Origin of the sequence: Mesorhizobium sp. WSM4307, assembly GCF_007003945.1 — a bacterium.
Lineage (GTDB): Bacteria > Pseudomonadota > Alphaproteobacteria > Rhizobiales > Rhizobiaceae > Mesorhizobium.
The window spans coordinates 239,399-251,846 of the sequence record NZ_VFTB01000006.1 but is presented as its reverse complement, the minus strand read 5'-3'; the positions used below and the strand labels follow the sequence as shown (position 1 = coordinate 251,846).

The following is a 12,448-nucleotide window of genomic DNA, read 5'->3' as shown; positions in this document are numbered from 1 at the left end:
CCCGCCGGCCGGTCCCAAACAAATCGCGTCTTGAACGACCCGGCAGTTGGCGCGTTATGGTGGAGCTGCGGCCGTCCGGCCGTTAGACTGGGGCACGTTGAACGAGGACCAAACCGCATGGCCGGTCACGGCGGCTCCAAAATGGTCATCTATGCGGCGCTTGCCGGCAATCTGGCGATCGCGCTGACCAAATTCGCCGCCGCCTTCTTCACCGGCAGCTCGGCGATGCTGTCGGAAGGTGTGCATTCGCTGGTCGATACCGGCAATGGCGGCCTGCTGCTCTACGGCATGCACCGTGCCGCGCGCCCGGCCGACCGCACGCATCCGCTTGGGCATGGCCGCGAACTCTTTTTCTGGAGCTTCATCGTTGCCCTCCTGGTCTTCGCGCTGGGCGCCGGCGTGTCGTTCTACGAGGGCATCATCCACATCATGGCGCCGGAGCCTGTCGCCAACGTCAAGGTGAACTATGTCGTTCTCGGCTTGTCCTTCCTGTTCGAGGGCAGCACCTGGCTGGTGGCGCTGAAGGAATTCCGCCGAGAGAAAGGCAAACAGAGTTGGCTGCAGGCCCTGCAGTCGAGCAAGGACCCGAGCGTCTATACCGTGCTGTTCGAGGACAGCGCGGCGCTTGTCGGCCTGATCGTCGCCTTTGCCGGCATATTGGCGGCGGAGTTGCTGGAGATGCCGGAACTCGACGGCGTCGCCTCGATCGGCATCGCGCTCATTCTCGGCGCCACGGCGATTTTCCTCGCCCGCGAAAGCAAGGGGCTGCTGATCGGCGAACCGGCGTCGCCCGAAGTGCAAAAAAAGGTGCTGGCGATCGTGCAGCAGGATCCGGCGGTGCAGCGCGCGAACGGCGTCCTGACCGTCCATATGGGACCGCAAGAGATCGTTGCCGGGCTCAGCATCGAATTCGAGGACCATCTGGCAGCGCCGGAAATCGAAGCCTGTGTCGAGCGCATCGAGGCACGGCTGAAGAAGGAGATGCCGGAGATCACGCGGCTGTTCGTCAAGCCGCAGACCACGGGCACCTGGGAGCAGCGGCGCAAGCTGATCGAAACGGCATCGAACTAGTCCTGGACCAGCGCTGCACCGTTGCCCCGTCGCATTGCCTTGCTAAGATCAGGCGACGGATTTCGGAGGAACGACCATGAAGATCGACGGCGGGTGCCATTGCGGCGCCATCACCTATGAGGCGGAGGTCGACCCGGCGAAGACCTCGATCTGCCATTGCACGGACTGCCAGCAGCTGACCGGCACGGCTTTTCGCGTCACTGTTCCCGCGCCCGAGGATCACTACCGGATCACCAGGGGCACGCCAAAACTCTATATCAAGACCGGATCGAGCGGCGCCAAGCGCGCCCAGGCCTTTTGTGGCGACTGCGGTTCGCATCTTTTCGCGACTTCGGTTGGCGACGGCCCGAAGGTCTATGGAATCAGGGCGGGCACCGCGCGGCAACGCGAGGATCTGGTGCCGACACAACAGAAATGGCACCGGTCGGCCCTGCACTGGCTTCCCGAATTCGAAGGCATGAGCATCGTGGAGGAGCAATAGCCCCGCGCTCCCAGTCGAAAGCCGCCCCAGGACAAGCAATTCTGTGCTAGCCTCGCTCACCATCAAGCGGCGGGTAATAGCGATGTTGGAAACGGACAAACTGTTCGCCGGCTCGATCCCGGAAAACTACGACCGCTATATGGTGCCGTTGATTTTCGAGCCATTCGCCGCGGACCTTGCACGGCGGGCAGCGTCCTTTTCGCCCAAAGCCGTCCTGGAAGTCGCCGCGGGCACCGGGGTCGTCACCCGCGCCTTGGCGCCAAAACTGTCCCCTGACGCAACCTATGTCGTGACCGACCTCAACCAGCCGATGCTCGACTACGCCGCTTCGCGACAGGCTCGCGACGGTCGCATCCAATGGCGCCAGGCCGATGCCATGGCGCTTCCGTTCGAGGACGCGGCCTTCGATCTCGTTTGCTGCCAGTTCGGCGCGATGTTCTTTCCCAGCCGCCCATCCGCCTACCGCGAGGCCAGGCGGGTGCTGAAACCCGGCGGGCATTTCCTGTTCAACGTTTGGGATCGCATCGAGGAGAATGTCTTCGCCGATGATGTGACCAATGCACTGGCCAGGATGTTTGCGAACGATCCGCCGCGCTTTCTCGCCCGCACGCCGCATGGCTACCACGATACGGCGCTGATCCGCGGCGAGCTGGAAGAGGCCGGCTTTTCCGGTGTGGCGATCGAAACGAGGGCTGAACAAAGCCGCGCCCCCTCGCCGCGCCTGCCGGCCGTGGCCTATTGCCAGGGAACGGTGCTTCGCACCGAAATCGAGGCCAGGGATCCCGGGAAACTGGACGCCGCAACGGATTACGCCGCATCCGCGATTGCGGCCAGACATGGCAGCGGCGCGGTTGCCGCCAAAATCCAGGCGCACGTCATCGTGGCCATGGCCTAGGCCGGAATTGCCGGCTAGAGCAGTTCACCGTTTCACGGAAACGGCAACCCGCTCTAACTCTTTGTTTTAACGCAATTCCGGACGGAAAACCGTTTCACACTTTTCCTGGAATTGCTCTAGTCGTCGCCTTCGACGACCCGCAGCCTGAGCTGCCCGGTCTTTGAATCGGCAGCGCGCGGACCGGGCTCGAGTTTCGCCGCGGGCGCCCGTGACGGCGTCTCCGGGCCGGCATCGCCATCGGCCTGCGCGCCGAACTCCAGCGCCTCGATCTTCTGGCCGCGCTTGGTCACTTTCGATGTCGAGACCAGGATATCGTCGATGTCCTTGGCCGACTGGCCGAAATGCACCTGCAGCTTGCGCACGCGCTCGTCGACGCGCGCGACATCCTCCATCAGCCGGATGACCTCGCCCTGGATCAGATGCGCCTGTTCGCGCATGCGGGCATCCTTGAGGATCGCCTGGATGACCTGGATCGACAGCATCAGCAGCGACGGCGAGACGATGACGACGCGGGCGCGGTGCGCCTTGTGGACGATCGCCTCGAAATTCTCGTGGATCTCGGCGAACACCGATTCCGACGGCACGAACATGAAGGCGGTGTCCTGCGTCTCGCCCTGGATCAGGTATTTTTCCGAGATATCGCGGACATGGATCTCGATGTCGCGGCGGAAGGCCTGGGACGCGACCTTCTGCAGGTCGGCGCCGTCGGCCGCGCGGATGGCATTCCAGGCTTCCAGCGGGAACTTGGCATCGATGGCCAGCGAGGGCGCGCCGTTCGGCATCTTCACCAGGCAGTCGGGCCGGCTGCCGTTCGACAGCGTCGCCTGGAATTCATAGGCGCCATGCGGCAGGCCGTCGGCGACGATCGCCTCCATGCGCGACTGGCCGAAGGCACCGCGCGTCTGCTTGTTGGAAAGAATCGCCTGCAGCTGCACGACCTGGCCGGCGAGCGACTGGATGTTGCCTTGCGCGACATCGATGATGGCCAGCCGCTCCTGCAGCTTGGCCAGGCTCTCATGCGTCGATTTGGTCTGCTCGGTCATGGTCTGGCCGAGGCGGCCGGTCATGGCGTCGAGGCGCTGGCCGATCGACTGCGTCAGCTCCGCCTGGCGCGCGCCGAACACTTCGGCGATGGCGCCCATGCGGCCCTGCATCTCGGCCTGGCTTTGCAAGATGCCGGCCATCCGCGCCTCGGCGTCGCGGGCATGGTCGGCGGCTTCCGCGGCAGCGACCGCGCGCGCCTTGGCCGACCGCCACAGCGCGACGACCAGCGCCAGGAACAGGCCGAGGAACAGCAAGGCGCCGAAGGCCAGGGCGTGGCCCAGCGTGATTGTCGAGGCGCCAAGCCGTGCGACGGGCTGCGAAAGGATGGTGCTCAGATCATTCATGTGGACAGCATAGCCGATTCGGTGGGCTGGCACAGATCAAAACGTGAACGATACTCAGCTCCACCGGTTGACGCTTTTCGCTGGACGTCTTACGTGGGACGCCATGCCGATCAAGCCGCTCATCATCCTTCCCGATCCCATCCTGCGCCAGGTTTCCAAGCCGGTGGAGCGCGTCGATGCGCCTTTGCGCAAACTGGCCGACGACATGCTGGCGACCATGTATGACGCGCCCGGCATCGGGCTGGCGGCAATCCAGATCGGCGAGCCGCTGCGCATGCTGGTGATCGATCTCGCCAAGGAAGACGAAACGCCGGCGCCGCATGTCTTCATCAACCCGGAGATCCTGGAAAGCGCCGATCAGCGCTCGGTCTACGAGGAAGGCTGCCTGTCGATTCCCGACTATTACGCCGAGGTGGAACGCCCGGCTTCCGTTCGCGTGAAATATCTCGACCGCGACGGCAAACTGCAGGAGATGGAGGCCGAGGAGCTGATGGCGACCTGCCTGCAGCACGAGATCGACCATCTCAACGGCGTGCTGTTCATCGACCATATCTCCAAGCTGAAGCGCGACATGGTGGTGAAGAAATTCAAGAAGCTCGCCAAGGACAAGGCGCCGGGCAAGCTGGTGGGATAGGGGAACATGCCCCTGCGCGTCATCTTCATGGGCACGCCGGAGTTTTCGGTGCCGACGCTGCGCGCGATCGCCGAGGCCGGACATGAGATTTCCGCCGTCTACACGCAGCCGCCGCGCGCCGGCGGCCGGCGCGGGCTGGAGCTGACGCCGTCGCCGGTGCAGCGCGAGGCCGAACGGCTGGGCATCGAGGTGCGCACGCCGATATCCCTCAAGGGCGACGCCGAGCAGGCGGCTTTCAGCGCCCTGCGGACCGATATCGCCGTGGTCGTCGCCTATGGTTTGCTGCTGCCGAAGGCGATTCTTGACGCGCCCCGGCTTGGCTGCATCAACGGCCATGCATCGCTTTTGCCGCGCTGGCGCGGTGCCGCCCCCATCCAGCGCGCCATCATGGCTGGTGACCTGGAAAGCGGCATGATGGTAATGCGCATGGAAGAGGGGCTGGACACCGGACCGGTGGGATTGCTTGAAAAATGCACCATCGAACCCGATATGACAGCCGGCGATCTGCATGATCGGTTGATGCGCGTCGGTGCTGCCCTGATGGTGGAAGCGCTGGCGCGGCTGGAGGGGAACACCCTGACATTTACCGCGCAAGCGGCGGAAGGGGTGACTTACGCCAGAAAAATCGATAAATCCGAGACGCGGGTGGACTGGACGCGGCCTGCGGCCGAGGTCCACAACCATCTTCGCGGCCTGTCGCCCTTTCCCGGCGCCTGGTCCGAAATTGACATTGGCGGCCGCATGGAACGGCTGAAACTGCTTCGCTCGACGCTGTCCGAAGGCCTGTCGCTTTCGGAAGGTTTGGGCGAGTCGGGAGGAATTCTCGATGACCGGCTGACGGTCGCCTGCGGTGCAGGCGCGATCAGGCTGGTCGAAGTTCAACGCGCGGGCGGAAAGCCCGCCGCCGCGTCGGAATTCTTGCGCGGAGCCAAGATCGTAAAAGGAATGAAGTTCTCATGAGCATGATGTCGATACGCGCGGCAACGCCGCGGGATCGCGAGGCTATTCGCCTCGTCGAGGAACACGCCTTCGGCCAGCAGGCGGAGGCCGGGCTGGTCGACGCGCTGGTGACCGGCGGCGACGCCGTCGTCGAACTGGTGGCGGAAGAAGACGGCCAGGTGGTCGGCCATATCCTGTTTTCCCGGCTGTTCGTCCAGAATGGCGGCAAGAGCCTCGCGGCCGTGGCGCTGGCGCCGCTGGCGGTGGAGCCTTCGTTTCACGGCAGCGGCATTGGCGGCGCGCTGATCCGCGAGGCGCATATCCGCCTCAGGGATGCCGGCGAGACTCTGGCCGTGGTGCTTGGCGACCCGGCCTATTACGGCCGTTTCGGCTACAGCCATGCGCGGGCCGAGAAGTTCGAGAGCGAATACCAGGGCGAGGCGCTGCAGGCGCTGGCCTGGGGCGACGCTCCGGAGGCCGGCAGACTGGTCTACGCTTCCGCCTTCACCGCTCTCGCCGCGTAGGCGAAAGCGTATAAGCTGCCGGCATGCCGCGTTTTCGCCTCGACATCGAATATGACGGCAACCTGTTTGCCGGCTGGCAGCACCAGGCCGACCAGCCTTCGGTGCAGCAGGCGATCGAGCGGGCGATCGAGAAATTCTGCGGCGAGGCGGTGCGGCTGCGCGCCGCCGGCCGCACCGATGCCGGCGTGCATGCGAGCGCCCAGGTGGCGCATGTCGACCTGGCCAAGCCATGGCCTGAAGACAAGGTGCGCGATGCCGTCAACGCTCACCTGCAGGCAGCCGGCGCGCATATCGCCATCCTGAAGGCGGCGATCGTTCCCGACGATTTCGACGCGCGCTTCTCGGCCACCGGCCGCCACTATCTCTACCGCATCCTCAACCGCCGCGCGCCCGCGGCGCTGGAAAAGGGCAAGGTGTGGTGGGTGCCGAAGCGGCTCGACGCCGGCGCCATGCACGAGGCAGCAAAAATCCTGCTCGGCCGGCATGACTTCACCACCTTCCGTTCGACCCAGTGCCAGGCCAACAGCCCGGTCCGGACGCTGGAACGGCTCGATGTGAGCCGGGCTGGCGACATGATCGAGGTGAGAGCCTCGGCCCGTTCCTTCCTGCACAACCAGGTGCGCTCCATGGTCGGCTCGCTCAAGCGCGTCGGCGATGGCGGCTGGACCGAGGCCGACCTCAAGGCAGCGCTCGAAGCGCGCGACCGCGCCGCCTGCGGCCAGGTGGCGCCGCCCGACGGGCTTTTTCTCATTGGCGTCGATTATCCCTGAACAGAGTGCAGAAGCTCTGTCCGGAATAGAGTCCGAAGGCTCTATTCCGAAAAGAACCGGTAGGCCCTATTCAGAGCCCGGCAGGCTCCAACCCCGGAAACGGTCCGGAAAGGCTCTGGGCCCCGATATCGTCCGGCACGGTGATGCCAAGCAGCATCTGCAGCCCGAACAACACCAGCAGCGAAGCGATGAACATGCCAACGAAAACGGCGGTGCCGACCGCCGCGCCCTTGCCGATCGTGGCATTGGTCATGCGCCAGGTCAGCGCCATCGACAAGGCGAACAGCAGCAGCGACACAAGGCTCGAGACCTGGCTTGCCGACGACAGGAAAAGCCTGATCAGCGCCGAGGGCAGCATGAGCCAGGCAGTGATGGCCGAGGCCCAGTTGCTGGCGACGACATAGTGGACGAAGCGCCCGCCAATGCCGGCGCGCGGCGCGACCAGGGCAAGCACGACCAGCGGCAGCACCCAGGAGCCGATGTCGACCGTCGCCAGGCGCACCAGCATGCCGAAACGGCCCACGAAGGCGTTGGGATCGCCGATCTCGTTGGCGATGCCGACCCAGCCCACGATCAGCGCCGGCGCGGCAACGACGATGGCGAAGAAGGAATTCCAGAAACCGTCGGCCGACAGGTCGAGCAGGCGCAGGCCGTCGGCCTTGCCGAGCATAAGCCGCCAGGCACCGGTCAACGAAGCTTGGGTTTCATCCGCCGAAAGCATGCTGCTCAGCCCTGTCCGAACCAGTCTTCGATGAAGCGCTGGTAGATCCGCGTCAGCGTTTCGAGATCGGCAAGGGCGACGCGCTCGTCGACCATATGCATGGTCTTGCCGACCAGACCGAACTCGACCACCGGGCAGTAATCCTTGATGAAACGCGCATCCGACGTACCGCCGGAGGTTGACAATGTCGGCTTCCTGCCGACCGCCGCCTTGATCGAGCCGGCAAGCGTGTCGACCAACTTGTCGTCGCGGGTCAGGAAGACATGGCTTGGCCGGTCGCGCCAGACGAGGTCGTAGTCGACCGGCGTCTTCTTGCCGAGCCGGTACTTCTTGCGCTTCGCCGCCTGGTCGAGCCGGTTGTGGATTTCGGCCTGGACGGTCTCGGCCGTCCAGGTGTCGTTGAAGCGGATGTTGAAGGTCGCGGTCGCCTTCGCGGGGATGACATTGGTTGCCGGATTGCCGACATCGATGGAGGTGACCTCCAGATTGGTCGGCTGGAAATCCCTGGTTCCCTTGTCGAAGACGGGATGCAGCAAGGCGTCGACCAGGCTGATCAGCCCGCGCACCGGATTGTCGGCAAGCTGCGGATAGGCGGCATGGCCCTGGCGGCCGTTGACGGTGACCGAACCGGACAGCGAACCGCGCCGGCCGATCTTGATCATGTCGCCGAGCGCATCCGGGTTGGTCGGCTCGCCAACGATCGAGGCATCCCATTTCTCGCCCCTGGAAGCCGCCCATTCGAGCAGCTTGACCGTGCCGTTGATGGCCGGGCCTTCCTCGTCACCGGTGATCAGCAGCGAGACCGAGCCCTTGGGGCCGCCATGCTTCTCGACATGGCGCGCTATCGCCGCGATGAAGCAGGCGATGCCGCCCTTCATGTCGACGGCGCCGCGGCCATACATCTCGCCATTCGCGATCTCGGCGGCGAAAGGCGGATGCGTCCAGGCGGCCTCGTCGCCGACCGGCACGACATCGGTATGGCCGGCGAACATCAGATGCGGGCCGTTGCCGGACCGCCTTGCATAGAGGTTCTCGATGTCGGGCGTGCCGTCTTCCGAAAAGACCGGCCGGTCGACCAGGAAGCCGAGCGGTTTCAGCATCGTTTCCAGGGCGCTCAGCGCACCGCCTTCGGCTGGTGTCACGGAGGCGCAACGGATAAGGGCGGCGAGGTTTGCGGCGGGATCGGTCGGCAGCGTCATGGCAAAAGCGATAGTCGAAAGCTGAGGGCCTGTCACGGGCAGACATAGGAGCCAGCGCAATGGCAGACGATGCCGCCGACATTATGGTTTTCATGTCGTATAGTCGGGCCGGTGCGGAGCAAGAGATGGCAGACGGGGAAAAACGGATTGTCGTCGCCGGTGCCGGCAGCATCGGCTGCTATGTCGGCGGCTGCCTGGCGCTTGCCGGGCGGCCGGTTGTGCTGCTGGCCCGGCCGCGCATCGAGGCAGCGCTGCGGCAGGGCGGATTGCGCGTCAGCGACCTTGAAGGCCGCGATCGCCTGATCAAGCCTGAGGCGCTCGGGATCACCGCCGATCCCGCCGTCGCTCTGCCGCGGGCGGATGTGATCCTGGTGACCGTCAAGAGCGGCGCGACGCAGGCGATGGCGGCGCTGATCGAGGCCCATGCCCGACCCGATGCGGTGGTGGTCAGCCTGCAGAACGGCGTCGACAATGCCGACAGGCTGCGCGCCGGGTCTGGCCAGCGCACCGTGCTGGCCGGCATGGTGCCGTTCAATGTGGTGCAATCGCCTGACGGCGAGCTGCCGCTGCGCGTCCACCGCGCCAGCGACGGCAAGGTGATGATCGAGAATGGCGGCCCTGCCGGCCGTCTCGATGTCGCCGGCCTTCTCGATGTCGCCAGTCTTCTTGATGTCGAAGGGCTGGCGGCAGAGACGCATGGCGACATGAAGGCCGTGCTGTGGGGCAAGCTTTTGATGAACCTCAACAACGCTCTGGTGGCATTGTCGGACCTGCCGCTGGCGAGCGAACTCGCCGATCGGCGCTGGCGGCTGATCCTGGCCGGCCAGATCGACGAGGCGCTGCGGGCGATGAAAGCCTCCGGCATCGCGCCGGCGCGGATCGCCGGACCGCGGCCGGCGCTGCTGCCGAAAGTGCTCCGGCTGCCGGACTGGCTGTTCAAACTGCTGGCGCGGCGCATGCTGGCGATCGACCCTCAGGCACGCTCGTCGATGTGGGACGATCTGCAGCGCCGCCGGCCGACGGAAATCGGCGAACTGCAAGGCGCGGTGCTCGGCCTCGCCGAAAAAACGGAGACGCCGGCGCCGCTCTTGAAAAGCGTTACCGCTTTGGTGCGCGCGGCGGAAGCGGCGCGGCTTGGCCCGCCCGGCCTGGCGCCGGAACAGGTCGTGCCGCCGGGTGCCTCTCGATCAGCGTGATCTTCTGCCAGATCTTGCGCGACAGGTTGGACGCCAGGTTCTCGATGTCATTGACGCCGTCGATGACGACATTGTCATTGACCGACTGCGCGAACAGCGCGGCTATCTTGCCGGTGATCGACAGCATTTCGGAGCAATAATCGAGGTAGCGAGCGAGATCGGAGGCATTGGTGATGCGGGCCGGGGAATGCGCCGTCGGCTTGAAATCGGCCGAGAGCGCCGCCGGATCCTTGGTCAGCTGGTGCATGTCGATGACATGGATCAGCGAGCGCAGGCCGTGCAGCTGGCGAAACACCCGCTTGCGCTTTATGCGCTCCTCGGTGCGGATCAGCGCCAGCAGGCCGAGCACGGCAAGGATGATCATGTTGATCGTGGCTTCGATGCCTTGCACCGACTGCACCGCATCGTCAGCCTGGGAGATGTGAATGAGCGGCAGGATGGTGCCGACGAACAGGAAGATCAACGCGCCGGCGAGGACGGCGGCGATGATGAGCCCGCGCAGCCACCAGATCGGCGCTTCGAGCGCCTGGGCCGCCTTGGCCAGATCGCGTGACAGCGACACCAGTTCGGCGGCGACGCCGCGCAGCCCGGCCTGGGGAAACCGTTCCGCAACGCGCTCCTCAAGCCGTTCGGCGGTCTCGATGATCAGTTTCGGATCAAGCGTGCGGTAGCGCATGTCCGATCGGCCCTCAGAGCATGATGCCGAAAAGTGTGAAGCGGTTTTCGGACGACATCATGCTCTATCTCTTTGATTTAGAGACGGATTCAGATTTCAGGTCGATTCGACCTGAAATCATCCGGCTCTAGCGTTGCGCCGGCTCGTTGGTGCGCCGGCCATAGCGGTTGGGTCCAGGCTGCCCTGGAAACAGGCACAACACAAGAAAGGCGACGATCGAGACGACCGGTACGAACAGGATCAGCGCGGCAATGCCCGGCTTGTCGAGGTCGTGCAGCCGCTTCACCGCCAGCGCGATGTTCGACCATAGCGAGGCAATGAAGGCGATGAAGAAGATGAACGACCACATATTGCCCTCGGCCGAGCCTTCCGGCACCAGCGTGAAGCGGTAGAGCGGGAAGGCCTGGATGATGGCGACGAGCAGGCCACCAAGAAAATAGGCCGCGCGGCTGACGCGGCCCGATGTCTTGAAGAAAAGCCAGGTGAGATTTGGACTGTCAGGCAAGCGGGTCCGGTCCGTATTGATTGGCACCGCTGGTGCCTTGGAGGATGCCGAGTTCGACCAGCAGCCAGATGCCGCCGATGACAGGTACGAGGCCAATCAGCGTCCACCAGCCCGACTTGTCGCGGTCGTGCCAGCGTTTCGCGTAGAGGGCAATAGCGAAATAGATCGATGCCAGCGCGAAGAGGATGCCGATGATGCCGACCTGAGCGCCGCTGCTGGTGGTGAAACGCGTGCCAAGGATCGAGTCGAGAATGAAGGCGACGATGCCGATAACGATGAACACGCCGATGCCGGCCCAGAACTTGGCGCGATTGATGCGGCCGTCGAAACTTGTCAGCAGATATTTCCAGTCCATGTCACCCCTCCATGTTGAACCAGCGCGACGGATTGTCGCGCCGGCGGAAGGTGCGCCCGCTTTGCGGAAAGATCAATCGCGCAGCAATTCGTTGATCGAGGTCTTGGACCGGGTCTTGGCGTCGACGCGCTTGACGATGACGGCGCAGTAGAGGCTAGGCCCCGGCTCGTTGTTCGGCAAAGGCTTGCCCGGCAGCGAGCCGGCGACGACCACCGAATTGGGCGGCACTTCGCCGTAGAAGATCTCACCGGTGGCGCGGTCGACGATCTTGGTCGACTGGCCGATGAACACGCCCATGCCGAGCACCGAGCCTTCGCGCACGATGCAGCCCTCGACGACTTCCGAACGCGCGCCGATGAAGCAATTGTCCTCGATGATGGTGGGGCCGGCCTGCATCGGCTCGAGCACGCCGCCAATGCCGACGCCACCCGACAGATGCACGTTCTTGCCGATCTGGGCGCAGGAGCCGACCGAGGCCCAGGTATCGACCATGGTCCCCGTATCGACATAGGCGCCGACATTGACAAAGGATGGCATCAGCACGGCGCCCGGCGCGACATAGGCGGAACGGCGCACGATCGACGACGGCACGGCGCGGAAGCCTGCCTTCTCGAAATCGACCGCACTCCAGCCATCGAACTTGGACGGCACCTTGTCCCACCAGACGGCCTGGCCCGGGCCACCCTTGATGATCTCCATCGGGTTGAGCCGGAAGGAGAGCAGAACGGCCTTCTTCAGCCACTGGTTGACCTGCCACTTGCCGTCGGCCTGGCGCTCGGCGACGCGCGCCGTGCCGCGGTCGAGCAGGTCGAGCGCGGCCTGGATGGCGTCGCGCGTCTCGCCGCGGGTCGCGGTCGAAATCGTATCGCGTTCGTCGAAGGCCTTCTCGATGGTCTTTTCGAGGCTCGCCAGATCGGGCTTCGACATGAATTCGCTCCATTACCAAGCTGTTAAGGGGCCGCGCCTTAACCTGTTTTGAAGTCGCGTGGACCCTGGGCGTGCTTCGCCTGCCTGGGTCTTTGCATAAGCAGGTTCTTGTCGCAAAACCGCCGGACACGTTTGCGGAACCTGCTTATGTTAAGGCTCAGTGAGGG

General features: G+C 64.6%; 15 protein-coding genes. 8 read left to right on the top strand and 7 right to left on the bottom strand.

What is annotated here, in order from left to right; translation table 11 throughout:
- Positions 1 to 117: 117 nt before the first annotated feature.
- The 3 genes from FJV83_RS16495 to FJV83_RS16485 all read left to right on the top strand — a co-directional run bounded on the left by FJV83_RS16495 (position 118) and on the right by FJV83_RS16485 (position 2,447).
- Positions 118 to 1,071, top strand: coding sequence for a cation diffusion facilitator family transporter (locus FJV83_RS16495; RefSeq protein ID WP_142885793.1), 954 nt, complete (start codon positions 118 to 120; stop codon positions 1,069 to 1,071).
- Between the two features lie 76 nt (positions 1,072 to 1,147).
- Positions 1,148 to 1,552, top strand: a complete 405-nt coding sequence (locus tag FJV83_RS16490; protein ID WP_095788484.1) for a GFA family protein — start codon at positions 1,148 to 1,150, stop codon at positions 1,550 to 1,552.
- A gap of 82 nt (positions 1,553 to 1,634) precedes the next feature.
- Positions 1,635 to 2,447 (top strand): class I SAM-dependent methyltransferase, encoded by an 813-nt coding sequence (locus FJV83_RS16485; RefSeq protein ID WP_095773437.1) that lies wholly within the window; start codon positions 1,635 to 1,637, stop codon positions 2,445 to 2,447.
- Between the two features lie 116 nt (positions 2,448 to 2,563).
- On the opposite strand, the gene FJV83_RS16480 is transcribed toward FJV83_RS16485, so the two are convergent.
- Positions 2,564 to 3,835 carry a DNA recombination protein RmuC gene (locus FJV83_RS16480; protein WP_095788486.1) on the bottom strand — a complete coding sequence of 424 codons (1,272 nt, stop codon included), beginning with the start codon at positions 3,833 to 3,835 and terminating at the stop codon, positions 2,564 to 2,566.
- A 103-nt stretch (positions 3,836 to 3,938) separates the two neighbouring features.
- On the opposite strand from FJV83_RS16480, the gene def reads away from it, so the two are divergent.
- From def to truA, 4 genes are read left to right on the top strand one after another with little or no spacing between them, the layout of a single operon-like run.
- On the top strand, positions 3,939 to 4,469 hold the full coding sequence (def, locus tag FJV83_RS16475) for a peptide deformylase (RefSeq protein WP_142885912.1): 531 nt from the start codon (positions 3,939 to 3,941) through the stop codon (positions 4,467 to 4,469).
- 12 nt (positions 4,470 to 4,481) lie between these two features.
- Positions 4,482 to 5,429: a methionyl-tRNA formyltransferase gene (gene fmt, locus FJV83_RS16470; protein WP_179296453.1), complete on the top strand. Its 948-nt coding sequence runs from the start codon at positions 4,482 to 4,484 to the stop codon at positions 5,427 to 5,429.
- Positions 5,426 to 5,932, top strand: a complete 507-nt coding sequence (locus tag FJV83_RS16465) for an N-acetyltransferase (RefSeq protein WP_142885794.1) — start codon at positions 5,426 to 5,428, stop codon at positions 5,930 to 5,932. Before fmt ends, FJV83_RS16465 begins: the two co-directional genes overlap by 4 nt.
- Positions 5,933 to 5,955: 23 nt before the next feature.
- Complete coding sequence (gene truA / locus FJV83_RS16460) at positions 5,956 to 6,702, top strand: tRNA pseudouridine(38-40) synthase TruA (protein ID WP_142885795.1); 747 nt, start codon at positions 5,956 to 5,958, stop codon at positions 6,700 to 6,702.
- A gap of 70 nt (positions 6,703 to 6,772) precedes the next feature.
- Here the strand turns inward: truA and FJV83_RS16455 are convergent, their stop codons facing one another.
- Both FJV83_RS16455 and dapE read right to left on the bottom strand, forming a co-directional pair.
- Complete coding sequence (locus FJV83_RS16455) at positions 6,773 to 7,423, bottom strand: transporter (protein ID WP_095773250.1); 651 nt, start codon at positions 7,421 to 7,423, stop codon at positions 6,773 to 6,775.
- Positions 7,424 to 7,428: 5 nt separating this feature from the next.
- Complete coding sequence (gene dapE, locus FJV83_RS16450; RefSeq protein WP_142885796.1) at positions 7,429 to 8,622, bottom strand: succinyl-diaminopimelate desuccinylase; 1,194 nt, start codon at positions 8,620 to 8,622, stop codon at positions 7,429 to 7,431.
- Positions 8,623 to 8,747: 125 nt separating this feature from the next.
- On the opposite strand from dapE, the gene FJV83_RS16445 reads away from it, so the two are divergent.
- Positions 8,748 to 9,818 (top strand): 2-dehydropantoate 2-reductase, encoded by a 1,071-nt coding sequence (locus tag FJV83_RS16445; RefSeq protein ID WP_142885797.1) that lies wholly within the window; start codon positions 8,748 to 8,750, stop codon positions 9,816 to 9,818.
- Here FJV83_RS16445 and FJV83_RS16440 read toward each other — a convergent pair.
- The 4 genes from FJV83_RS16440 to dapD form a co-directional block, all read right to left on the bottom strand.
- A complete protein-coding gene (locus FJV83_RS16440) occupies positions 9,721 to 10,494 on the bottom strand; it encodes a hypothetical protein (RefSeq protein ID WP_142885798.1) in 774 nt (257 codons plus the stop codon). The genes FJV83_RS16445 and FJV83_RS16440 overlap by 98 nt on opposite strands.
- Before the next feature lie 127 nt (positions 10,495 to 10,621).
- A complete protein-coding gene (locus tag FJV83_RS16435; RefSeq protein ID WP_179296442.1) occupies positions 10,622 to 10,999 on the bottom strand; it encodes a DUF805 domain-containing protein in 378 nt (125 codons plus the stop codon).
- Positions 10,992 to 11,354: a DUF805 domain-containing protein gene (locus FJV83_RS16430; protein ID WP_095773254.1), complete on the bottom strand. Its 363-nt coding sequence runs from the start codon at positions 11,352 to 11,354 to the stop codon at positions 10,992 to 10,994. The genes FJV83_RS16435 and FJV83_RS16430 overlap by 8 nt, the downstream gene beginning before the upstream one ends.
- A 72-nt stretch (positions 11,355 to 11,426) precedes the next feature.
- Positions 11,427 to 12,281 (bottom strand): 2,3,4,5-tetrahydropyridine-2,6-dicarboxylate N-succinyltransferase, encoded by an 855-nt coding sequence (dapD, locus tag FJV83_RS16425; RefSeq protein ID WP_095788492.1) that lies wholly within the window; start codon positions 12,279 to 12,281, stop codon positions 11,427 to 11,429.
- Between the last annotated feature and the right edge of the window lie 167 nt (positions 12,282 to 12,448).

Excerpts from the sequence above, each read along its gene's own strand:
- FJV83_RS16465 (WP_142885794.1), top strand. The coding sequence starts at position 5,426 with ATGAGCATGATGTCGATACGCGCGGCAACGCCGCGGGATCGCGAGGCT.
- FJV83_RS16480 (WP_095788486.1), bottom strand. The coding sequence starts at position 3,835 with ATGAATGATCTGAGCACCATCCTTTCGCAGCCCGTCGCACGGCTTGGC.
- FJV83_RS16495 (WP_142885793.1), top strand. The coding sequence starts at position 118 with ATGGCCGGTCACGGCGGCTCCAAAATGGTCATCTATGCGGCGCTTGCC.
- dapD (WP_095788492.1), bottom strand. The coding sequence starts at position 12,281 with ATGTCGAAGCCCGATCTGGCGAGCCTCGAAAAGACCATCGAGAAGGCC.
- dapE (WP_142885796.1), bottom strand. The coding sequence starts at position 8,622 with ATGACGCTGCCGACCGATCCCGCCGCAAACCTCGCCGCCCTTATCCGT.
- FJV83_RS16455 (WP_095773250.1), bottom strand. The coding sequence starts at position 7,423 with ATGCTTTCGGCGGATGAAACCCAAGCTTCGTTGACCGGTGCCTGGCGG.
- FJV83_RS16440 (WP_142885798.1), bottom strand. The coding sequence starts at position 10,494 with ATGCGCTACCGCACGCTTGATCCGAAACTGATCATCGAGACCGCCGAA.
- truA (WP_142885795.1), top strand. The coding sequence starts at position 5,956 with ATGCCGCGTTTTCGCCTCGACATCGAATATGACGGCAACCTGTTTGCC.
- FJV83_RS16485 (WP_095773437.1), top strand. The coding sequence starts at position 1,635 with ATGTTGGAAACGGACAAACTGTTCGCCGGCTCGATCCCGGAAAACTAC.
- def (WP_142885912.1), top strand. The coding sequence starts at position 3,939 with ATGCCGATCAAGCCGCTCATCATCCTTCCCGATCCCATCCTGCGCCAG.
- FJV83_RS16430 (WP_095773254.1), bottom strand. The coding sequence starts at position 11,354 with ATGGACTGGAAATATCTGCTGACAAGTTTCGACGGCCGCATCAATCGC.
- FJV83_RS16445 (WP_142885797.1), top strand. The coding sequence starts at position 8,748 with ATGGCAGACGGGGAAAAACGGATTGTCGTCGCCGGTGCCGGCAGCATC.
- FJV83_RS16490 (WP_095788484.1), top strand. The coding sequence starts at position 1,148 with ATGAAGATCGACGGCGGGTGCCATTGCGGCGCCATCACCTATGAGGCG.